The sequence below is a fragment of the Nonomuraea sp. NPDC049625 genome, assembly GCF_040675285.1.
Classification (GTDB): domain Bacteria; phylum Actinomycetota; class Actinomycetes; order Streptosporangiales; family Streptosporangiaceae; genus Nonomuraea; species Nonomuraea angiospora_A.
Genome location: NZ_JBFAOQ010000014.1, coordinates 169,761 through 190,571, shown reverse-complemented (window position 1 = coordinate 190,571; position 20,811 = coordinate 169,761). Strand labels below are relative to the sequence as shown.

Sequence of the window (20,811 nt, the reverse complement as noted above, 5' to 3'; positions counted from 1 at the left end):
CGACAGGGGCTCTTGCGTAGAGAGACTACCCGAACGTGCCTATTCGTCCCAAGACAACGAGGACTAACCCTTGGCGAGCGCCTCGTAGCCCGTCTCGGTGCTGTCCCTGAGGAACTGTACGCATCGCTCGGCCTCGTCCTTCTCGCCGATCGCCTGGGCGGCCCTGGACAGGGCGTACAGGCAGCGCAGGAAGCCCCGGTTGGGCTCGTGCTCCCAGGGGATGGGCCCGTGTCCCTTCCAGCCGCTGCGGCGGAGCGCGTCGAGCCCGCGGTGGTAGCCCGTGCGGGCGAAGGCGTAGGAAGTGACGGCGTGCCCCTGTGCGAAGTACTCTTCCGCGAGCGTTGCCCAGGCCGCCGGGTAGGCGGGGAAACGGGCGGCCACGTCCGCGGCCTTGGCTCCGGAGTCGAGCGCCTCCCTGGCCTCGGGCAGATCCGGCAGTTGAGTCGGGGGCGGCCCGGCGAGAAGGTTATCCATAGGACAAGTCATACCCGCCGGGCCATGAAACTGGCTAGGAGATCTTCGTCCCAGCGCTCTTGAGGTTCTCGCACGCCTCCACGACGCGCTTGGCCATGCCGGCCTCGGCGCTCTTGCCGTAGGAACGGGGGTCGTACGTCTTCTTGTTGCCCACGTCGCCGTCCACCTTGAGCACGCCGTCGTAGTTGCGGAACATGTGGTCCGCGATCGGCCTGGTGAAGGCGTACTGGGTGTCGGTGTCGATGTTCATCTTGACGACGCCGTACGAGATCGCCTCGTGGATCTCCTCCAGCGACGAGCCGGAGCCGCCGTGGAAGACCAGGTCGAACGGCTTGTCCTTGCCGTACTTGGCCGCGACCGCCTCCTGGATGTCCTTCAGCACGCCCGGACGCAGCTTGACGTGACCGGGCTTGTAGACGCCGTGGACGTTGCCGAACGTGGCGGCCAGCAGGTAGCGGCCCTTCTCGCCGATCCCGACGGCCTCGGCCGTGGCCAGGGCGTCCTCGGGGGTCGTGTAGAGCTTCTCGTTGATCTCGCCGACGACGCCGTCCTCCTCACCGCCGACGACGCCGATCTCCATCTCCATGATGATCCGCGCCCTGGCGCACTTCTCCAGGAGCTCCTTGGCGATCTCCAGGTTCTCCTCCAGCGGCACGGCGGAGCCGTCCCACATGTGGGACTGGAAGAGCGGGTCGAGGCCCTTGGCGACCCGCTCCAGGGAGATGTCGAGCAGCGGCCTCATGAAGCCGTCGAGCTTGTCCTTCGGGCAGTGGTCGGTGTGCAGCGCCACCGTCACGGGATATTTGGCGGCCACCACCCGCGCGTACTCGGCCAGCGCCGTGGCCCCCGTGACCATGTCCTTGACGGTCGCGCCGGACAGGAACTCGGCGCCGCCCGTGGAGACCTGGACGATGCCGTCGCTCTCGGCCTCGGCGAAGCCCCGCAGAGCGGCGTTCAGCGTCTGCGATGAGGTCACGTTGATCGCCGGGTAGGCGAATCCGCCGGCCTTCGCCCGGTCGAGCATCTCAGCGTAGACCTCTGGAGTCGCAATAGGCATGATTCATCTCCCTGAGAAGTAACGGCTTCGCGCAGGCCCAGTATCCCGACTCACTACCCCGTGTGGTAGACACAACGCGTTTGTCGCCTCTACAGGTAGGCTCTCGGCGTGGACTGGCTCTGGAATCTCCTCGACCCGACGTGGTGGCTGACCGTGTTGGGGGCTTTCGCGACGATCGGCGTTCTCGCCATCATCTTCGCCGAAACGGGCTTGCTGCTCGGGTTCTTCCTCCCCGGCGACTCGCTGCTGGTGGCCGCGGGGATTTTCAGCTCGGCCTCGGTGGCGCAGGGAATGGGCATCGAGCCGCTCTCCTTTCCCGTCCTCTTGATCGGCACGCCTCTGTGCGCCATTGCGGGCGCCCAACTCGGGCATTTCCTGGGGGCCAGGTTCGGCCGCAGGCTCTTCGAGAAACCTGATTCGCGCTTGTTCAAGAGGGAGCACGTCGTCAGGGCCGAGGAGTTCTTCCAGAAGTTCGGTCCGGCCAGGGCGGTGATTCTGGCCAGGTTCGTGCCGATCGTGCGCACGTTCATGAATCCCGTCGCGGGCGTGCTGGAGATGCCGGCCAAGCGTTTCTTCCTGTGGAACGTCGTCGGCGGCGTCGTCTGGGTCGAGGGCCTGCTCCTGCTCGGCCACTTCCTCGGCAGCAAGGTCGACCCCAAGCAGATCGACAAGTACATCCTGCCGGGCGTCTTCGTCATCGTGTTCATCTCGCTGATCCCGATCCTCGTCGAGGTGATCAAGAAGCGCAGGGAGCACAAGAGCCTTCCTGAGCCCAACGGCAAACACCACCGCGTGCCGACCGACACCCAGTTCTGAGCCGAAAACCGGGGGTTACCCGGGGTACGCTGCCCCCTGTGGGACGCCACAGGTCAGATCCGATGGGCGTCGCCCGTATGGCGCTCGCCGTCCTCGCCGCGGGCGCCGTGGTGACGCTGCTGGTCATCGGCGGCCGCGCGCTGTTCGGCTCGTTCGGCGCGACGCCGCCCGAACGCGAGCGCGCGTCGGCCGTCACGCCCGGCCCCGCCGCGGAGACCACCGCGCGGGTGCCGACCGTGCACATCGAGTGCCTGGCCGATGCCTGCCCCGTCGTCACCGTACGCGTGCCGGGCGGCGACGTGCTGCAGTATCGCGAGATGAGCAGGGGCGAGGAGGTCAGCTACTACGAGCCGGAGCTCGACGTCGTGCTCAGCGACGCGGGCACCGTCCGCGTCACCGAGAACGGCAAGCCGCGCGAGCAGGGGAAGGCCGGCGCCCGGGAGGCGTTCACCGTCAAGTCGTCCGGCGGCTGACGCTCGGCGGCTCCGGAGTTTCAGAGCCCGAGGTCGCCGAGGGTGAAGACCGAGCGGTACTCCAGTCCCTCACCGGTGATGCGCTCGCGCGCGCCCCGGTCGACGATCGTGGCCACGGCCACCACCTCGGCCCCCGCCTCGCGCAGCGCCTCCACGGCCGTCAGCGGCGAGGAGCCCGTCGTGGAGGTGTCCTCGACGGCCAGCACGCGCCGTCCCTTCACCTCGGGCCCCTCGATCCGGCGCTGCATGCCGTGCTGCTTCTGCGCCTTGCGCACCACGAACGCGTCGAGCGTGCGCCCGCGCGCCGCCGCCGCGTGCAGCATCGCGCCCGCGACCGGGTCGGCCCCCAGCGTGAGCCCGCCCACCGCGTCGAACTCCAGGTCGGCCGTCAGGTCGAGCATCACCCGGCCGACGAGCGGCGCGGCCACCCCGTCGAGGGTGATGCGGCGCAGGTCGAGGTAGAAGTCGGCCTCCATGCCGGAGGAGAGGATGACCTTGCCGTGGACGACGGCCTTGCTCTTGATCTCGGCCAGCAGGTTGTCGCGATCCGTCATGCGCCCAAGCTTATGGCTCCGGCCGGAGGGCCCGTCGCGGCGCCCTCGAAACCTCTCGAAGGTAAAGGCGCGGGTGCGGTTTAGTCCCGGCGGGGAGTGCGGAATGAATGCGCGAGGCAACCCCGTGTAATCGTGAGGTCACTATGGGTGGCGTAACTCCGCAAAGCGACGCAGAGCTTCTCCAGGCGGTCAGAGAGGGCAACGCCGCCGCCTACGGGCAGCTCTACGAGCGCCACGCTGCCGCCGCCCGCGCGCTGGCCAGGCAGCTCGTCCGGCGCTCTGAGGTCGAGGACGTGGTCGCGGAGTCGTTCACGAAGATCCTCGACCTGGTCGGCAGGGGCGGCGGGCCCGAGTCCGGCTTCCGCACCTATCTGCTGACGGTGGTGCGGCGCACGGTCTACGACCGCTCCAGGATCGAGAGCCGTCAGGTGGCCACGGGCGAGATCGAGGAGTACGACCCGGGGGTGCCGTTCGTCGATCCGGCGCTCGTGGAGCTGGAGAAGTCGCTGATCGCCAAGGCGTTCCTGTCGCTGCCCGAGCGGTGGCGGGCGGTGCTCTGGCACATCGAGGTCGAACGGTGCAAACCGGCCCAGGTGGCGCCGCTGCTGGGCCTGTCGCCCAACGGCGTGGCGGCGCTCGCGTACCGGGCGAGGGAGGGGCTGCGGCAGGCGTACCTGCAGATGCACCTGGGCTCGCCGCCGAAGCACGACTGCCGGCCCGTCCTGGGCAAGATGGGCGCGTACGTCCGCGACGGGTTGACCAGGCGCGACGCCAAGGTGGTCGACGAGCATGTGGCCGCCTGCGAGGAGTGCAACGGGGTCCTGCTGGAGCTGACCGACGTCAACCGCGGGCTTCGCGTCATGGTCGGCCCGCTGGTCGCGGGGCCGATCTTCGGCGGGTACGCGACGACGCTGGCGAAGTCGGCCGCGGGCGGCGGCGCGGGCGGGCTGCTGCGGGCGTTCCCCCGGCTGTGGCGGGGGCCCAGGCAGCAGCTGGCCGCGATGGCCGGCAGCATGGCCGTCACCGTGGCCGTGGCGGCCGGGCTGCTGCTGGTCACCGACGAGAAGCCGATCGCGAGGCCCACCGCCGCCGTGCCGGTCGCGGGGCCGCCGCCGTTCGCCGGCGAGCCCATGCCGGTGCCCGTGCCGTTGCAGAGCGAGGAGCCCACGCGGGTGCGGCCGCCGGCCAGGAGTCCGGTCAAGAGCCCTGTCACGAGCGGGGAGCCGGGCAAGGCGCGGCTGCGTGCCACCGTCGAGGCGCTGGGCTCGCTCGTACGCGCCCGGCCCGGCATCGTCGGCCTGCGCCTGCGCAACTATGGCGAGGCGCCCAGCGAGGAGTTGACGGCGTTCGTGGACCTGCCCTCCGGCGTGACGCTCGTCCCGCCCGCGCGGCGCGACGACCGCGACACCGTGGGCACCGTGGACGGGTGGGCGTGCCGCCCCTCCGGGCACGACGCGCGGTGCGCCAGGGCGCCGCTGGCGGCGGGGCAGGGCACGGCGCTGTTCCTGCGGGTACGGGTGGCGGCGGAGGCGCCGGAGGGTGCGGGCCCGGCCGTCCGGATCGACTCGGGCCCGCTGCACGTCACGGCGCAGGCGGAGGACGGCGTACGGACGACCGGGGCGCCCGCCAGGTTCGCCACCGACGGGAAGGTGGCCGTCAGGGCGATCGGCAACTCGCTGCTGACCTGCCCCGAGACGGCGGACGGCTGCGCGGAGGCCCGGAAGCGCCGGCGCGGCCAGCGCGACAACGACCTCTGGCCGATGACCGCGCTCGACCAGGACGGCAGCTCCGGCACCGGCGCGTCCAGCGGGGCCGCGCTGAGCCTGCCCAAGGGGAGCAAGGTCGTGTGGGCCGGCCTCTACTGGTCCGCGAGCGCGACGACGGCCGGGCCCATCAAGGTCAGACCGCCGGGGCGGCGCCAGTACACGCTGGTCAAACCCGACGACGTGGCGCTCCGCGAGCTGCCGTCAGGGGCCGTCTACCAGGCGTACGCCGACGTCAGCGAGCTGGTCTCCGCCTCCGACCGCAACGGCACGTGGTGGGCGGCCGACATGCCCATGGAAGAAGGGGTGTCCCGGCATGCCGGATGGAGCCTGGTGCTGATCGTCACGGATCCCGCGGAGCCGTACAGCCAGGCCATGGTGCTCGACGCGGCCACCGTGGTCGGCGGGTCGGCGGGACGGGTGCGCATACCGCTCGGCGGGCTGAGCCCGGCCGCCTCGCCCGCCAGGGTCGAGCTGGTGACGTGGGAGGGCGACGCCGATCTCAAGGGTGACAAGGTCTCGCTCGGGTCCGGCGCGCTCGCCCCCGAGGGCGGCGATCGGGACGCGTCGAACGTCTTCGACGAGTCCTCGACCGGCGCGGCGGAGATGACGTTCGGCGTCGACGTCGACACGGTCGGGGCCGAACTCGGGGTGGATCCGGGGCTGACGATCGCGACGGACAAGGATGTCGTGCTGTTCGGGGTGGCCGCGTTGAGCGTCCGAGCGCGATCATGACTGTGAACGGGACAAACTGGTACGGTCTGCCTGAATGCTCCGGGGTGGCAGCGGGTCGATGCCGAATCGTCGGGATTAACCCTCGCGCGATCACCAGCTTTCATTACCCTGAGAGAGGGCCGCCGAGTCCGGTCTCTGACGGTGCAGAGCCAGCCAGGACGGACCACCAGGAAAGGGGCGGTGCTAAGTGGATCGCTGTGCGCTGTTCGTGGACGCCGGCTATCTGCTGGCCGATGGCGCGATGGCCGTGCACGGCACGCGTCATCGTGAAGCGGTTGCCTGGGACTACCCGGGGCTGCTCCAGCTGATGACCAGCCTGTCGCGCGAGCGCACCGGCCTGCCGCTGCTGAGGTGCTACTGGTACGAGGCGACGGTCGAAGGCCGTCGCACGCCGGAGCACGACGCGCTGGCCGACATACCGGGCCTCAAGCTCAGGCTGTCGCGCATCCGGCCGGGCCGGCGCGAAGGCGTCGACGCCCAGGTCCACCGCGACCTCATGACGCTCGCCCGCAACAACGCCATCTGCGACGCGGTGGTCGTGAGCGGGGACGAGGACCTGGCCCAGGTCGTGTGCGACGCGCAGGACCTCGGCATCAGGGTCAGCGTGATCCACATCGCAGCCGACGGCGGCTGGGCCGTGTCGCGGTCGCTGCGCCAGGAATGCGACGACCTGGTCGAGCTGGGCGCCGTCCACCTGCGCCCTTACGTCAGCCTCGTCGCGGGCATCGCGGAGTCGTCCAACGGGCACCAGCCGATCAGCAACGGGCAGGCCGCCCATTCGCTGCCGCCCGCCCAGCCGGCCCTGCCCCCGTCGCTGCCCCCGCTGCCGCCGTCCAGCGGCAGCCACGCCGCCGGCTCCTCGACGCCGTCCTCGTCCAACGGGTCCTCCTCCGGGCGCGGGCAGTCGTCCACGCCGCCCGTGCTGCCGACGTACGCCAGCTACCAGCCCGAGCAGCCGCCGGTCACACCCCCGCCGGCCGCTCCGGCGACCGGGCCCATCCAGTCGCAGTCGCCCAGCACCGGACAGTTCGCCAGCCCGTCGTCCAGCGGCACCTACCAGCCGGCCCAGCTGGGGCCGTACACGGGGCCGCAGCCCGCGCCCGTCACCCCGCCGTCCGCGGCCACCGCCGGCGCCACCACGCTGGCGGACGCGGTCAAGTCCGCCCACCGGGAGGGGCACGACTTCGGCGAGTCCGTGGCGCGCGACGCGCCCGCGCTGTGGCTGGAGGCGGTGCTGGCGCGCAAGCCGCGAATGCCTTCGGACCTGGAGGCGCGGTTGCTGCAGGGGTCTTCCCTGCCGATCGACTTCCTGCTGCACGACGAGGTACGGCACGCGCTGAGACGCGGCTTCTGGGACGCCTTGGAACGCGCCCGTCACTGACTCACCCCCCAGCCGATCCCGTCCCGCCGGTCACTTCCCCACCTCGTCGGCCGGCCCCGTCGCTCCAGCCTTGTCGCCTCGTTCCCCACGGGACTCACCGGCCAGGAGCTCCCCGGCCACCCCAGCCCTCACTACAGGAATCCCGATTACGGCGCTTCCCGTTACGCGCCCCCGCCGGACTCCTGGCCGAGCCCTTTCGCGGCCGCTCCCACCCACCGACGCCTCGCCGGCGCGGCGCTTGGGAGGCGGCGGTTGCGTGGTGGTGCCTGCCCCGCCGTCATGCCCGGCGGGGGCGGGGTCAGGAGAGGGCGTCGAAGCCGGCGCGGAGGTGGTTGAGGCGGTCCGTGAGGTCGGACAGGGGGACGGTGAGGGCCGGGTCCTGGGCCTTGCGGGCCAGCTCCCGAACCCGGGCCAGCTCGTCCTCCACCGCCGTCAGCCGTCGCGACAGCTCGGGCAGCACCGAGGCTTGGTCGCCGGCCCCCGGCGGGAGTTCGCCGCTCACGCGGTCGCGGAGCAGGGACGCCTGCTCGGCCAGCCGCTTGTTCATGTTGTACAGCTCCGTGAACACCGACACCTTCGCCCGCAGGACCCAGGGGTCGAACGGCTTGGTCAGGTAGTCGACCGCCCCGGCCGCGTAGCCGCGGAAGGCGTAGTCGGGCGCGCTGTCCACCACGGTCAGGAAGATGATCGGGATGTTCCTGGTCCGCTCCCGCCGCTTGATGTGGGCGGCCGTCTCGAAGCCGTCCATGCCGGGCATGCGCACGTCCAGCAGGATCAAGGCGAACTCGGTGTTGAGCAGCGCCTTGAGAGCCTCCTCGCCCGACCTGGCGCGCACCGGCACCAGGTCGAGGGAGCTGAGGATGGCTTCGAGGGCGATCAGGTTCTCCTCGCGATCGTCGACGAGGAGAATCTTGGCGCGATCTGGCATCGATCACGACCCTTCGGCTGCTGAGGCTGACGAGTCGGACATGGACCCGCGCCCGCGGCTCAGCCAGCCGCGCAGGCGTTCGAGCAGGCGGTCCACGTCCACCGGCTTGGGGACGTAGTCGGACGCGCCGGAGGCGATGCTCTTCTCGCGATCGCCCCGCATGACCTTGGCGGTCAGCGCGATGATCGGCAGGTCGGCGAACTGAGGCATGCGCCGGATGGCGGAGGTGGTGGCCCAGCCGTCCATCTCCGGCATCATGATGTCCATCAGCACGAGCGCGACGTCCTCGTTTCGTTCGAGCTGCTCGATCCCCTCCCGACCGTTTTCAGCGTAGACGACCGTGGAACCGTGTCGTTCCAGGACGCTGGTCAGCGCGAACACGTTACGGATGTCGTCGTCCACGATGAGGATCTTGGCGCCGCTGAGCGGGTCGTCGCCCTGCCACTGGGCCGGGGTCTCCACCGGCTCGACCAGTTCGTGCATCGGCAGGTCGAGCGGCAGCGGCGGCTCGGGCGCGACCGCGGCGGCCGACTCCTCCGCCGGCGCCGTCATCAGCTGGCGGCGGGCCACGCCGCCGTCGGTGGCGGCCAGCGGGCCGGTGTAGGAGGCCGGCAGGTAGAGCGTGAACGAGCTGCCCTTGCCCAGCTCGCTGTCCACGTGGATCTCGCCGCCGAGCAGCCTGGCGATGTCCCGGCAGATCGCGAGACCCAGGCCCGTGCCGCCGTACTTGCGGCTCGTCGTGCCGTCGGCCTGTCTGAACGCCTCGAAGATGACGTCCCGCTTGTCGGGCGCGATGCCGATGCCGGTGTCGATCACCTGGAAGGCGAGCAGATCGTCGGCGCCGTGCAGGGTGTCGTCGTCGAAGTCGACCCCGGGCGGCGCCATCGAGACGCGCAGCTTCACCTCGCCCCGCGGCGTGAACTTCACCGCGTTGGAGAGCAGGTTGCGCAGCACCTGCTGCAGGCGCTGCTCGTCGGCGCGCAGCTCCTTCGGCACGTCGTTCTCGACGTCGACGCTGAACGACAGCCCCTTGTCCTGCGCCAGCGGCGTGAACGCCGCCTCCAGCAGGTCCACCATCTTCGGCAGCGACACCTGGATCGGGTGGATGTCCATCCGGCCCGCCTCGACCTTGGAAAGGTCGAGCATGTCGTTGATGAGCTGGAGCAGCGACGAGCCCGCGCTGTGGATCGTGCGGGCGAACTCCACCTGCTGCGAGGTCAGGTTGCCCTCGGCGTTCTCGGTCAGCAGCTTGGCCAGCACCAGCAGGCTGTTGAGCGGCGTGCGCAGCTCGTGGGACATGTTCGCGAGGAACTCGGACTTGTAGCGCGAGGAGACCGCCAGCTGCTCGGCGCGCTCCTCCAGCGTGCGGCGGGCCTGCTCGATCTGGAAGTTCTGGATCTCGATCGCGCGGTTCTGCTTGGCCAGCAGCGCCGCCTTGTCCTCCAGCTCGGCGTTGGATCTGCGCAGCTCCTCCTGCTGGCGCTGCAGCTCGTCGGAGCGCTCCTGGAGCTCCCTGGTGAGCCGCTGCGACTCGGTGAGCAGGTCTTCGGTGCGGGAGTTGGCGATGATCGTGTTCATCGTGACACCGATGGTCTCGACGAGCTGGCGCAGGAAGTCGAGGTGCACCTCGCCGAACGGCGTGAACGAGGCCAGCTCGAGCACGCCGAGCACCCGGCTCTCGAACAGGATCGGCAGCACCACGATCTGCGCGGGCGTGGACTGGCTGAGCCCGCTGTCGATGGTGATGAACTGCGGCGGCACGTCGTCGAGCATGATGTGCCGGCCTTCGGCGGCCGCCTGGCCGACGATGCCCTCGCCGATCGCGAACCGCTGGCGCGGCCCCCGGTCGGGACGCACGCCGTACCCGCCGATCAGTATCAGCTCGTGGGCGCCCTCGGGGTCGATGCCGTAGAAGGCGCCGTAGCGGGCCGAGACCAGCGGCGTCAGCTCGCTCATCGTCAGCTTGGCCACCTCGAGCAGGTCGCGGTGGCCCTGCATGAGCCTGGAGATGCGGGCCAGGTTGGACTTGAGCCAGTCCTGCTCCTGGTTGGCCTGCGTGGTCTCGCGGAGGTTGGCCACCATCGAGTTGATGTTGTCCTTCAGCTCCGCCAGCTCGCCCTGCGCATCGACGGCGATCGAGCGGGTCAGGTCGCCGCGAGCCACGGCGCTGGTGACGGTGGCGATGGCGCGCACCTGCGTGGTGAGGTTGCCGGCCAGCACATTGGTGCTCTCGGTGAGCCGCTTCCACGTGCCCTCGACGCCCTCGACCCGGGCCTGGCCGCCCAGCTGCCCCTCGGAGCCCACCTCCCGGGCGACTCGGGTCACCTCGGAGGAGAACGACGACAGCTGGTCCACCATGCGGTTGATGGTGGTCTTCAGGGCCAGGATCTCGCCCTGGGCATCCACGTCGATCTTGCGGGTGAGGTCGCCGTTGGCCACGGCCGTGGTGACCTCGGCGATGTTACGCACCTGCGAGGTCAGGTTGTTGGCCATGAAGTTGACGTTGTCGGTGAGGTCCTTCCAGACGCCCGAGACGCCGGTTACCCGGGCCTGGCCGCCCAGCTGGCCCTGCGTGCCCACCTCGCGCGCCACTCGGGTGACCTCGTCGGCGAACGACGACAGCTGGTCCACCATCGTGTTGAGGGTGTCCTTGAGCTGCAGGATCTCGCCCTGCGCGTCAACGGTGATCTTCTTCGACAGGTCACCCTGGGCCACCGCCGACGACACGGCCGCGATCTGGCGCACCTGGGAGGTCAGGTTGTTGGCCATGAAGTTGACGTTGTCGGTGAGGTCCTTCCAGACCCCGGACACGCCGCGCACCTGCGCCTGGCCGCCCAGCTGGCCCTCCGTGCCCACCTCCCGGGCGACTCGGGTCACCTCGGAGGCGAACGACGACAGCTGCTCGACCATCGTGTTCATGGTCGACTTGAGCTCGAGGATCTCGCCCTGGGCGTCCACGTCGATCTTGCGGGTGAGGTCGCCGTTGGCCACGGCCGTGGTCACCTGGGCGATGTTGCGCACCTGGTACGTCAGGTTGTTGGCCATCGAGTTGACGTTGTCCGTCAGGTCCTTCCAGACCCCGGACACGCCCTTCACCTCGGCCCGGCCGCCCAGCTTGCCCTCGGTGCCCACCTCGCGGGCGACTCGGGTGACCTCGTCGGCGAAGGAGGACAGCTGGTCCACCATCGTGTTGAGGGTGTCCTTGAGCTGCAGGATCTCGCCCTGCGCATCGACGGTGATCTTCTTCGACAGGTTGCCCTGGGCCACCGCCGTCGCCACGGTCGCGATGCTGCGCACCTGGGAGGTCAGGTTGTTGGCCATGAAGTTGACGTTGTCGGTGAGGTCCTTCCAGACGCCCGAGACGCCGGTCACCTGGGCCTGGCCGCCGAGCTGGCCCTCGGTGCCCACCTCGCGGGCGACTCGGGTGACCTCCTCGGCGAAGCCGGAGAGCTGGTCGACCATCGTGTTGACGGTGTTCTTCAGCTCGAACATCTCGCCCACGGCGTCGACCGTCACCTTGCGGCTCAGGTCGCCCTTGGCCACCGCGGTGGTCACGACCGCGATGTCGCGCACCTGCGCGGCCACGCGGGACGACATCGTGTTGACGGCTTCGGTGAGGTCGCGCCAGCTTCCCGACATGCCACGCAGGTTGGCGCTGCCGCCCAGCCGGCCCTCGGTGCCGGCCTCGCGCGCCACCCTGGTCACCTCGCTGTTGAACAGCGCGAGCTGGTCGACCATGCCGTTGATGGCCTTGCCGAGTCGCCGCACCTCGCCCCTGGCGGACCGGTCGAGGTCGATCCGGCGCGACAGGTCGCCCTTGGCGACCGCGTCGATCACGTCGGCCGCGCCGCTCACGGGGCTCACCAGGGCGTCGATCAGCTGGTTGACCGACTCGACGCTCTCCGCCCACGCGCCGACGCCCGGCCCGGGCGTCAGCCGCTCGCCGAACCGTCCTTCCTTGACGACCTCTTTGCGAACGCGCACCAGCTCGTTCGCCAGGTGTTCGCGGCGGTCGGCCACTTCGTTGAGCAGCAGCCGGACCTCGCTGAGGATCCCGGGAGGCGCGTGGGGGACACGACGCCGGAAATCACCATCACGCCAAGAGAAAAGGGTCTCAAGGATGGGAATGAGATCCGACTCGGTGTAGGTCCTCTCCTCCGGGGTTGGCGCGGCCTTGGCCGTGGTCATGGGGCCTCCTTCACTCGCGGCGGGCTCCGGCGAGTGATACAAGTCTGTCACGATGAGTAGCTCTGAGTCCTGCCCTTGGATTTACCCCAAGTCAGCTGGAAGTGTGGTAGGCACGGTGGGATGACTGCTTCTCCCCACGCCGTGCTCGCTGCGACCTTCGCGCCGGGCGAGACCGCTGTGACGGCTGCGATGAGGTTCACGCGCGAGGTGATGACCGCGTGGGCCACCGGCGGCGTGCTCCATACCGCCGAACAAGTCGCGGGAGATTTGGCCGAACAGGTCGCTGACGAGCCGTTTGAGGTGATCTGGAAGCATCTCGGGGATGCCGTACAGGTCGAACTGAGGCAGCGAAGCCTCTCACAGGGTGATCCGAAAGCTCCTTCCGCGAACGTCGAAGAGTGGGGCGTCACCTTCACGGGCGATTCCCGTGTCCATTGGGCTAGGCTCACGCTACCTGGCTCCCCGGACAGGGTTGCCGCCGAATGGCTGGAGGAGAGCGCCCGAGGTCCGCACTGGCTCGGGTTTCTCGCTGATGCGAGTGACCTGCTCGCGGGCACGCTCGACCCAGACATGGTACCTGCCCTCGTCGCTCAGGTCGTAGTCCCGCGATTGTCCAGCTGGTGCGCCGTCTACACCTCCGACAACTCCGTCGGGCCGATGCGGCTGGTCTACCTCTGGCACGCCGACGAGGCCAGGATCGACGGGCTGCGCGAGCAGCTCGCCGATATAGACGTGGCCGCCGCCGACACCAGGGTCACCTCGACCGTCCACCTGGCCGACTCGCAGGTGCTCGCGGTGCCGCTCACGGCGCGCGGGCGGGGGCTCGGCATGATGTGCCTGGGCCGCCCCGACCGCTTCCCCGACGACGTCATCCAGTTCGCCGAGGACATCGGCAGGCGTGCCGCGCTGGCCATGGACAACGCCCGGCTCTACGCACAGCAGGCCGCCGCCAACCGGGCGCTCCAGCGCAGCCTGCTGCCGCCCAACGAGCCCGAGGTCCCCGGGCTCGACTACGGCGTCATCTACGAGCCCGCCGGCGAGACCAACGAGGTGGGCGGCGACTTCTACGACCTGTTCAAGGCGGGCGACGACTCGTGGCGGTTCGCGATCGGCGACGTGTGCGGCACGGGCCCCGAGGCCGCCGCCGTGACCGGGCTCGCCCGACACACGCTGCGGCTGCTGGCCCGCGAGGGGTACGGCGTGGCAGCGGTGCTCGGGCGGCTCAACCAGGCGATCCTGGAGGAGGGCGAGCGCGCCAGGTTTCTCACGCTGCTGCACGGCGACATCACGCCCGTGGCGACCGGGCTGGAGGTGCGCCTGGTGTCGGCCGGGCACCCCGAGGCGCTGCGGCTCAAGCCGAGCGGCAAGGTGGAGGCCGTGACCACGCCGCAGTCGCTGCTGGGGGTCTTCCACGAGGTCATGTTCGAGGCCGACACCGTGCATCTTGAGCACGGCGACGTGCTGCTGGCGGTGACCGACGGGGTGACGGAGCGGCGCTCGGGCGGACGGCTGCTCGACGACGACGGCGGGCTGGCCAAGCTGCTGGCCGAATGCGCCGGGCTGTCGGCCAGGGCGGTGGCCGAGCGCATCCGCAGGGGCGCGGCCGAGTTCGCCTCCGAGCCGAGCCATGACGACCTGGCCATCGTGGTGCTGCGCGCCCGCTAACACGCTCAATAACGCCTCCCTGTGACAGCGTCGGCACATGCTGTCACCGGGAGAGTCTGACGGTCAAGTCGATCAGTCGGAAAACTTCTTACAGTGTGTCAAATGTCACTGTGATCCAGGTGCTTCCTGGCGAATTCGAGCTGGAGGGCGGTCTGCGCGATCCGCTCCGCCACCACGAGCGAGCCGCCGATGGCGTCGTACATGTAGACCTCGTGCTCGCGCCCGTGCTCGGCCAGCTTGGCCACGTACTTCTCGATCTGGCGCAGCGGGCAGCGCGTGTCGTTCTCGCCCGCGAGGATCAGCAGCGGGCTCTTGACCTGGTCGACGTAGGTGATGGGGGAGCTGGCCGCGTACTGCTCCGGCTGCTCGTCGGGTGAGCCGCCGAGCAGCGCGCGGTGGTAGGCGCGCAGGCTCTCCGCCTCGTCCTCGTACGAGGTCTGGTGGCAGGCGATCGGCACCGCCGCGATGCCGGCCGCCCACAGCTCCGGCTGGGTGCCGAGGCCGAGCAGCGTGAGATAGCCGCCCCAGGCCGCGCCGGCCAGCACGATGCGGTTCGGGTCGGCGATGCCGCGATCGACCACGACCTGGCGTACGGCGGCCACGTCGGCCAGCTCGATGTGCCCGACGTCGCCGTGCAGCGCGTCGCGCCAGGCGGAGCCGTACCCGGTCGAGCCCCGGTAGTTGACCCGCACCACCGCGAACCCCGCGTCCACCCAGGCCGCGACCTCCGGCGAGAACGCGTCGCGGTCGTGCGCCGTCGGGCCGCCGTGCAGCAGGAAGACGGCCGGGTACGGGGCGACGCCCGTCTCGGGCTTGGAGACCAGCGCGTGGATGCGGCCGCCCTCGCCGTCGACGTCGATGTCCTCGACGGGGACGCTCGGCGGGGCGGGCGGGCCGCCGGGATTGACCACGACCTGGCCGCTGCTGGAGCGGATGACCGGCGGGCGCGAGGCGCTGGACCAGGAGTACTCGACGTGGCCGCCGGGCCGGGGAGACGCCTCCTCGATCACGCCGTGCGGCGTGTCGATGAGCGTCAGGCCGCCGCCCGCGAGGTCGTAGCGGTGCAGGTACGTGCGGGCGCGGTGGTCGCGCAGGATGAGCAGGCCGCGGCCGTCGTCGTACCACTCGGCGTTCAGGTCGCCGGGGTCCCTCAGCCAGATCTCGCGCTGCTCGCCGCTCACCGGGTCCCAGACCAGGGGCTCGTGGCGCTGGCGGCGCTCGTGCAGGGCCAGCAGGCGGCGGTCGCCGACGACGGGGGCGAAGTGCAGGCCGGTGACGCCCTTGGTAGGCCCGTCGTACAGCTCGGCCACCGTCTCGCCGCTCGGGCGGACGACGCGGAGCGCGGGGTGGCGGAAGTCGCCGTACTCGCCGTGGTTGATCGCGATGAGCGAGCCGTCGAGGGACATGTCGGCCACCCAGGCGGCCTCGCTGTGCTCGTACAGGAGACTCGCCGGGCCGCCGACGCGTACGACATGGATCCTGAACGTGCCCTCGCTGGCCATGCTGATCGCCGCGACGCCCGTCGTGGACAGGGCGAGGCCGCCGGGCTGGCCCGGCGGCAGGTCGGGGGCGACCGGCTCGTTGGGGCCGCCCGCGAACGGCTGGCGCCACCACACGCCGAACTCGTCGCCGGCGGTGTCGGCGAACCAGTAGATCCACTGGCCGGTGGGGTCGATGGCGGCGTACGCGGTGCCCTTCGGGCGGTCGGTGACCTGGCGGACGGCGCCGCTCACGCGGTCCCAGGCGTAGACCTCCCAGGTGCCGGTGGCGTTGGAGCGGTAGATGGAGCGGTTGGGGGCCTGGCGTGCCCAGGACGGCAGCGTCATGCGCGACGCGCGGAACCTGGCCTGCCAGCGTTCCTCCGCCTTCATCCGGTGCGCCCCCTCCCATTGATGTCCCGTGCCTCCGGGCGCGGGATGCCGTCCAGTATTGCGCGTGTTCCGGGGAAAAACTCAGGGAATGTGGGGGAATTTCGGACTAAATGCCCCATCAGTAACACCAGTCCCACATGCCCGTCAAGGAACGGGTCTTGATCGGGGTACGGGCTCGAAGATAGACAGGTGAAACGCTGCGTGCGTTACTACTTTTTGCTGTCTGTTCATGGCATTTCGGGAGATAAATCCCGCTATTCGCCTGTCGAGCTCGGCCGGGTCGGTATGCCACGCACTCGGGCCCATCCCGACCACCTGGGCGATGCCGTCATGCCCCAGCTCCATCTCGAACTCGACCGAACGTCGCTCCACCTCGGTGAAGCCCTCCAGGCTCCGCGCCAGCCTGCGGTCCTTCTCGTCGTCCACGGAGAGCAGCCCGAGCTCCTCGACCAGCGGGCTCAGATGCCGCGCCGCCGGGGTCACGACCACCGCGACGCCGCCGGGCCTCAGGATCCTGCCGAACTCGGGCCCGTTCCTGGGCGCGAACACGTCCATCACCACATCGGCCACCCCATCCCTGATGGGGAGCGGACGCCACACGTCGGCCACGAATGCCCCTGCCCTGGGATGCACCCGCGCCGCCCGGCGTACAGCGTGCTTCGACACATCGAACGCCATCCCGATGCCATCGTTCACCGCGTCCAACACGGCCGCCAGGTAGTGCCCGGTGCCCGCGCCTGCGTCGACGATCAACGGCGCGGCCCTGCCCTCCGCGCGACGCTCACCGTCGATTTCCGGCTCGTACGCGGGATCCGTTGATCCAGCGCCGTAACCGGCCTCCACTCCCGCCCCACGGTACGCCCTCAGCCCCGTGCCGTCATTCGTTTCGGTGGAGTACTCACGTTTTGCTGGAACGTTCTTGCTGCACGCGTACTTTCGTACAGTTTCTGCTACTGCGTCGTGCAGCGGTGCGTAGTGGCCCGCGTCGAGAAATTGCGCCCGCGCGGCCACCATCTCGGAGCTGTCGGCCGTTCCCGGGGGTTTGTTGCCGACCAGGAGGCTTACGTAGCCCTGCTTGGCGATGTCGAAGGCGTGCCCTTGGGCGCACCGCAGCGCGCCGGCGTCGAGCCGGAGGGTGGCTCGGCAGACGGGGCACGCTAGGTATTCGACGATATCGGCCAGCATGCCGCCCATTCTCGTCCACCACCCCGGGACCCTCCCCACGGGGCGGGGCCTGGCTCCTGATGTGCGCCTCACCACGCCGCCGATCGGAGCGCGCGTTGGGTGGGGGTGTGCGTTCTTTGGGGTGGCGCGCCAAGGGGTTGCGCTCGCGCGTGCGGGTGGCCGGGCGCCGTGCGCGTTGCGCCGGTCTCCGCCGTCCCCCTGCTCGCCGACGCGGCGCGTGGAGGGGGCGTTGAGCGGTGGCGTGCGTCTTTTGAGGCGTAGGGCGGGACATAGCGCCGCCGAGCGGAGCGCGCCGGGGTGGGGGTCAGGCGGCGGTGGTGGCTTCGAGGAGGAAGGCGGCGTTGGAGGGGGTGGCGCGGAGCTTGTCGACGAGGATCTCGAGCCCCTGCCGCTTCTCCAGGGAGGTGAGCATGCGCCGCAGCCGCCACACCACCTGCCGCTCCTCCGTGTGCAGCAGGATCTCCTCCCGCCGGGTCCCCGAGGCGTCCAGGTCCACGGCCGGGAAGAGCCGCCGCTCCGCGAGCTCGCGGACGAGGTGCAGCTCCATGTTCCCCGTCCCCTTGAACTCCTCGTACAGGTTGTTGTCCATCCGCGACCCCGTGTCCACCAGGGCGGTGGCGAGGATGGTGAGGGAGCCGCCGCCCTCGACGTTGCGGGCGGCGCCGAAGAAGCGCTTGGGCGGGTACAGGGCCCCGGCGTCGATGCCGCCGGTGAGGACCCGTCCGCCGCCGGGCGCCAGGTTGTTGTACGCCCGCCCCAGCCGCGTCAGCGAGTCGAGCAGCAGCACGACGTCCCGGCCGGACTCGACGAGCCGCTTGGCGCGTTCGATGGCCAGCTCGGCGACGGCGGTGTGGTCGCGGTCGGGGTGGTCGAAGGTGGAGTAGAAGATCTCGCCGGAGATCGTGGCGCGCATCTCGGTGACCTCCTCGGGCCGCTCGCCCACGAGGAGGACCATGAGGTGCACCTCGGGGTGGTTGCGGGTGATCGCGGCGGCCAGCGCCTGCAGGACCATGGTCTTGCCGGCCTTGGGCGGGGCGACGATGAGGCCGCGCTGCCCCTTGCCGATGGGCGCGAAGAGGTCGATGACGCGCGTGCTGAGCGACTCGGTCTCGATGCGGAGCCGCTCGGTCGGATGTACGGGTGTCAGCTCGGCGAACCCGGGCCGGTCGCGCCACTGCGCGGCGCCGTTGACCGAGGTGACGCCGACGAGTTTGTTGCCGGCGAACGACGCGACGACGTGGTCGCCGGGCCGCAGTTCGAACTGCCGTACCTTGTCGGGCGTGAGGCGCACGTCGCCGGGTCCGGGGAGGTGCCCGGCCCGGAGGAACGCGGATTTCTCGCGTACGTCCAGGAGGCCCTCGACCTGGCGGACGGGCACGTCCGCACGCTGCTCAGGAATGTGTACAGACATGGTGAAACCCCTTTGGGGGAATGCGCCGGACCAGCCCGAAAGCGGTCGGGCGCGGTGCGAAAAGAAAGGAAGCCGGGCCCCTCGAGAGAACCGGGGCGAGACTCAGATGAAGATCAGCGGAGCCGAAGCTCGACGCCTGGTGGCAAGATACCACACCATCTGGTCCAGTCAACGCCTAGCCCTCTTGGGCTATTCCCGGACCGTTCTCGGAGTTTCTCCCACGGACGCGGGCAGGGGGGCATGACAATGTTCTTCTCGGCACCGTACTGCGAGGAAAATTACCGCACCCGGTGTGCCGGAGGGCATAGGGCCCCCGTCGAAGCAGCGCCATCGTGTCAAGTGACATGCAGGACCCCTGCAACTCGGTGAGGGTTCCATAGGACCAACAGAAAACTCCTTGGGGGAGCACCATGAAGACCGTCAACCACTGCCCGCGGTGCCACCACGAGCTCGACGAGGGCCCGATCGTGTACAGGTGCGCGCACTGCTGCCGCGCCGTCTACGCGGCCGACATCGAGAACGAGTTCGTTCCGCGTCAGCAGCAGGTAGCCGTAGCCGCCTAATCTGGGCGAGTGCCGCATACATCTATAACAGTGTCCGGCGTCGAGGTGACGCCGCTCTGCGACGCCGTAGGTCCCATGGGAGCGGCGATCCGCCGCCCGCTCGCCGAGATGTTCCCCGATTCCGGGCTCCAGGACGAGCCTTGGGTCCTGCACTTCCACTGCTATCTGATCCGCGACGCGGCCGGTCGGCTGACCCTCGTCGACACCGGCATCGGTGACGAAGACTCACCGGCCGCGAGCTGGGCCCCCGTTCCCGGTACCCTGGCCGGCGAGCTGGCCGCCGCGGGCGTCTCGCCCGCCGAGATCGGCACCGTCGTCCTGACGCACCTGCACAGCGACCACGCCAGCGGCGTGGTGACCGACGGCAGGCCCGCGTTCGAGAATGCCCGGTATGTCCTCCAGCAGGCCGAGGTGGACGCCGCGCAGGGCCTCGTGCTCGACCGGCTCCTCACCCCGATCAAGGGGCAGTTGCACGTCGTAGAGGGCCACGCCGAGGTCTCACCGGGCGTCCACGTGCATCACGCGCCCGGGCACACGCCGGGCCACCAGATCGCCAGGGTCGGCGACGTGGCCATGACCGGCGACCTCGTGCTCCACCCGGTGCAGCTCGACGACCCGGCCGTCCGGTACGCCTACGACGACGATCAGGAGACGGCCGCGCGCACGCGGACGGAGGTGCTCGCGGCGCTCAGGGCCGAGCGCGCGATTCTCGCGACCGCTCACTTCGGCGAGCCGTTCCTGCGTTTGTGACGTTTTCCAGGCACGATGTGTAATCATGAAGATACGCATTGTGACTGGTGCCGCACTCGGCGCCGCTCTGGTCGTCCCGTCGGCGGCATGGGCGGCGCCCACGCCTGATCTGTCCGGGGCCGCCGTCTACGCGGCGGCAGGCAACCAGCTCAGCCGATACACGGCCGCCGGCGAGTGGCACCAGCTCGCCAGCTTCGGAGCAACGCAGTTCGCCGCGTCGCCCGACGGCACGAAGGCCGCCTGGATCACTGAGAGCGGCAACCTCAACATCAGGCAGCGCGGCAAGACCAGCACGATCGTCAGCGGTCTCCAGGGCAGTACGCCGTGCCTCACCCCGGTCTGGTCCGCCGACTCGACCAAGGTGGCCTACCCGAGCGCGAACGGCACGATCAACGCCGTCCGGGCCGACGGCAGCAACGCCCCGCACAAGCTGGGCGTGTCCAAGGGCGTCTGCCACCTCGCCTGGGCGGGGAACGGGCGCTATCTCGCCGGCTACACCAGCACCGGCGACGCCCTCTACCGGCTCGACACCAAGACGGGCAAGACCGCCATGGTCAAGAACGTCAAGTCCATCAACCACGTGCAGAGCCTGTCGCCCGACGGCAGCAAGGCGGTCGTGGCGTTCCCGGAGGGCGCGCAGGCGTCCGGCACCAGGACCTGGCCCACCACGTTCAAGCCGGTCATCGTCGAGGTCCCGACGGGCAAGAGGCTGAAGCTGCCGGCCAAGGGCAACGCGATCGGCGCGTACTACCTGCCGGACGGCCGTCTCGTGATGCGGATGGCCGCCGCGCCCGCGCAGCCGGGGCACGCGGGCGGCCACACGGCCGCCCACGCGGCCGGCCACGCGGCCGGCCACGCGGCCGGCCACGCGGCCGGCCACGCGGCCGGCCACGCCCACAACACGCTGGTCGTGTTCGACAGCGCGGGCAACGAGATCCAGCGGCTGGCCGAGCCGGCCAAGGCCAAGAACCAGGCGCTGCTCCAGGTCGTGTCGTAG

Annotated in this window: 16 protein-coding genes; 8 read left to right on the top strand and 8 right to left on the bottom strand. The window is 70.2% G+C overall.

Annotated features, from left to right (window positions below; genetic code table 11):
• Nucleotides 1-63: 63 nt before the first annotated feature.
• Both AB0J87_RS45080 and fbaA read right to left on the bottom strand, forming a co-directional pair.
• Nucleotides 64-474 carry a DUF3151 domain-containing protein gene (locus tag AB0J87_RS45080; RefSeq protein WP_350732618.1) on the bottom strand — a complete coding sequence of 137 codons (411 nt, stop codon included), beginning with the start codon at nt 472-474 and terminating at the stop codon, nt 64-66.
• 34 nt (nt 475-508) lie between these two features.
• The gene (gene fbaA, locus AB0J87_RS45075; protein WP_363977113.1) at nt 509-1,531 is read right to left on the bottom strand and encodes a class II fructose-bisphosphate aldolase; all 1,023 of its coding nucleotides are present in this window, start codon (nt 1,529-1,531) and stop codon (nt 509-511) included.
• A gap of 108 nt (nt 1,532-1,639) precedes the next feature.
• On the opposite strand from fbaA, the gene AB0J87_RS45070 reads away from it, so the two are divergent.
• Nucleotides 1,640-2,347 (top strand): DedA family protein, encoded by a 708-nt coding sequence (locus tag AB0J87_RS45070; RefSeq protein WP_363977110.1) that lies wholly within the window; start codon nt 1,640-1,642, stop codon nt 2,345-2,347.
• A gap of 62 nt (nt 2,348-2,409) precedes the next feature.
• A complete protein-coding gene (locus AB0J87_RS45065; protein ID WP_363977107.1) occupies nt 2,410-2,820 on the top strand; it encodes a hypothetical protein in 411 nt (136 codons plus the stop codon).
• 20 nt (nt 2,821-2,840) lie between these two features.
• On the opposite strand, the gene pyrE is transcribed toward AB0J87_RS45065, so the two are convergent.
• A complete protein-coding gene (gene pyrE, locus AB0J87_RS45060; RefSeq protein ID WP_350732624.1) occupies nt 2,841-3,374 on the bottom strand; it encodes an orotate phosphoribosyltransferase in 534 nt (177 codons plus the stop codon).
• Between the two features lie 143 nt (nt 3,375-3,517).
• Between pyrE and AB0J87_RS45055 the strand changes: the two genes are divergently transcribed.
• Together AB0J87_RS45055 and AB0J87_RS45050 are read left to right on the top strand one after the other, a co-directional pair.
• The gene (locus tag AB0J87_RS45055; protein ID WP_363977103.1) at nt 3,518-5,872 is read left to right on the top strand and encodes a sigma-70 family RNA polymerase sigma factor; all 2,355 of its coding nucleotides are present in this window, start codon (nt 3,518-3,520) and stop codon (nt 5,870-5,872) included.
• A gap of 187 nt (nt 5,873-6,059) precedes the next feature.
• Nucleotides 6,060-7,253, top strand: a complete 1,194-nt coding sequence (locus tag AB0J87_RS45050; RefSeq protein WP_363977100.1) for an NYN domain-containing protein — start codon at nt 6,060-6,062, stop codon at nt 7,251-7,253.
• Nucleotides 7,254-7,551: 298 nt separating this feature from the next.
• On the opposite strand, the gene AB0J87_RS45045 is transcribed toward AB0J87_RS45050, so the two are convergent.
• Nucleotides 7,552-8,181 carry a response regulator gene (locus tag AB0J87_RS45045; protein ID WP_363977097.1) on the bottom strand — a complete coding sequence of 210 codons (630 nt, stop codon included), beginning with the start codon at nt 8,179-8,181 and terminating at the stop codon, nt 7,552-7,554.
• Between the two features lie 3 nt (nt 8,182-8,184).
• Complete coding sequence (locus AB0J87_RS45040) at nt 8,185-12,369, bottom strand: HAMP domain-containing protein (protein ID WP_363977094.1); 4,185 nt, start codon at nt 12,367-12,369, stop codon at nt 8,185-8,187.
• 609 nt (nt 12,370-12,978) lie between these two features.
• On the opposite strand from AB0J87_RS45040, the gene AB0J87_RS45035 reads away from it, so the two are divergent.
• Nucleotides 12,979-14,034 (top strand): GAF domain-containing SpoIIE family protein phosphatase, encoded by a 1,056-nt coding sequence (locus AB0J87_RS45035; RefSeq protein ID WP_363977091.1) that lies wholly within the window; start codon nt 12,979-12,981, stop codon nt 14,032-14,034.
• 98 nt (nt 14,035-14,132) lie between these two features.
• Here AB0J87_RS45035 and AB0J87_RS45030 read toward each other — a convergent pair whose 3' ends face one another.
• From AB0J87_RS45030 to rho, 3 genes are all read right to left on the bottom strand, one after another.
• Nucleotides 14,133-15,905, bottom strand: coding sequence for a prolyl oligopeptidase family serine peptidase (locus AB0J87_RS45030; RefSeq protein WP_363977088.1), 1,773 nt, complete (start codon nt 15,903-15,905; stop codon nt 14,133-14,135).
• Nucleotides 15,906-16,049: 144 nt separating this feature from the next.
• Nucleotides 16,050-17,099 (bottom strand): putative RNA methyltransferase, encoded by a 1,050-nt coding sequence (locus AB0J87_RS45025; protein ID WP_363977086.1) that lies wholly within the window; start codon nt 17,097-17,099, stop codon nt 16,050-16,052.
• A gap of 295 nt (nt 17,100-17,394) precedes the next feature.
• Nucleotides 17,395-18,501 (bottom strand): transcription termination factor Rho, encoded by a 1,107-nt coding sequence (gene rho / locus AB0J87_RS45020; RefSeq protein ID WP_363977083.1) that lies wholly within the window; start codon nt 18,499-18,501, stop codon nt 17,395-17,397.
• 410 nt (nt 18,502-18,911) lie between these two features.
• On the opposite strand from rho, the gene AB0J87_RS45015 reads away from it, so the two are divergent.
• From AB0J87_RS45015 to AB0J87_RS45005, 3 genes are read left to right on the top strand one after another with little or no spacing between them, the layout of a single operon-like run.
• Nucleotides 18,912-19,064, top strand: coding sequence for a hypothetical protein (locus AB0J87_RS45015; RefSeq protein ID WP_363977080.1), 153 nt, complete (start codon nt 18,912-18,914; stop codon nt 19,062-19,064).
• 30 nt (nt 19,065-19,094) lie between these two features.
• Nucleotides 19,095-19,814 (top strand): MBL fold metallo-hydrolase, encoded by a 720-nt coding sequence (locus tag AB0J87_RS45010; protein ID WP_363977077.1) that lies wholly within the window; start codon nt 19,095-19,097, stop codon nt 19,812-19,814.
• A gap of 25 nt (nt 19,815-19,839) precedes the next feature.
• Complete coding sequence (locus AB0J87_RS45005; protein ID WP_363977074.1) at nt 19,840-20,811, top strand: hypothetical protein; 972 nt, start codon at nt 19,840-19,842, stop codon at nt 20,809-20,811.

Coding starts and splice junctions, on each gene's coding strand:
- AB0J87_RS45040 (WP_363977094.1), bottom strand. CDS start 12,369: ATGACCACGGCCAAGGCCGCGCCAACCCCGGAGGAGAGGACCTACACC.
- AB0J87_RS45005 (WP_363977074.1), top strand. CDS start 19,840: ATGAAGATACGCATTGTGACTGGTGCCGCACTCGGCGCCGCTCTGGTC.
- rho (WP_363977083.1), bottom strand. CDS start 18,501: ATGTCTGTACACATTCCTGAGCAGCGTGCGGACGTGCCCGTCCGCCAG.
- fbaA (WP_363977113.1), bottom strand. CDS start 1,531: ATGCCTATTGCGACTCCAGAGGTCTACGCTGAGATGCTCGACCGGGCG.
- AB0J87_RS45015 (WP_363977080.1), top strand. CDS start 18,912: ATGAAGACCGTCAACCACTGCCCGCGGTGCCACCACGAGCTCGACGAG.
- AB0J87_RS45030 (WP_363977088.1), bottom strand. CDS start 15,905: ATGAAGGCGGAGGAACGCTGGCAGGCCAGGTTCCGCGCGTCGCGCATG.
- AB0J87_RS45065 (WP_363977107.1), top strand. CDS start 2,410: ATGGGCGTCGCCCGTATGGCGCTCGCCGTCCTCGCCGCGGGCGCCGTG.
- AB0J87_RS45055 (WP_363977103.1), top strand. CDS start 3,518: ATGGGTGGCGTAACTCCGCAAAGCGACGCAGAGCTTCTCCAGGCGGTC.
- AB0J87_RS45045 (WP_363977097.1), bottom strand. CDS start 8,181: ATGCCAGATCGCGCCAAGATTCTCCTCGTCGACGATCGCGAGGAGAAC.
- AB0J87_RS45080 (WP_350732618.1), bottom strand. CDS start 474: ATGGATAACCTTCTCGCCGGGCCGCCCCCGACTCAACTGCCGGATCTG.
- AB0J87_RS45025 (WP_363977086.1), bottom strand. CDS start 17,099: ATGGGCGGCATGCTGGCCGATATCGTCGAATACCTAGCGTGCCCCGTC.
- pyrE (WP_350732624.1), bottom strand. CDS start 3,374: ATGACGGATCGCGACAACCTGCTGGCCGAGATCAAGAGCAAGGCCGTC.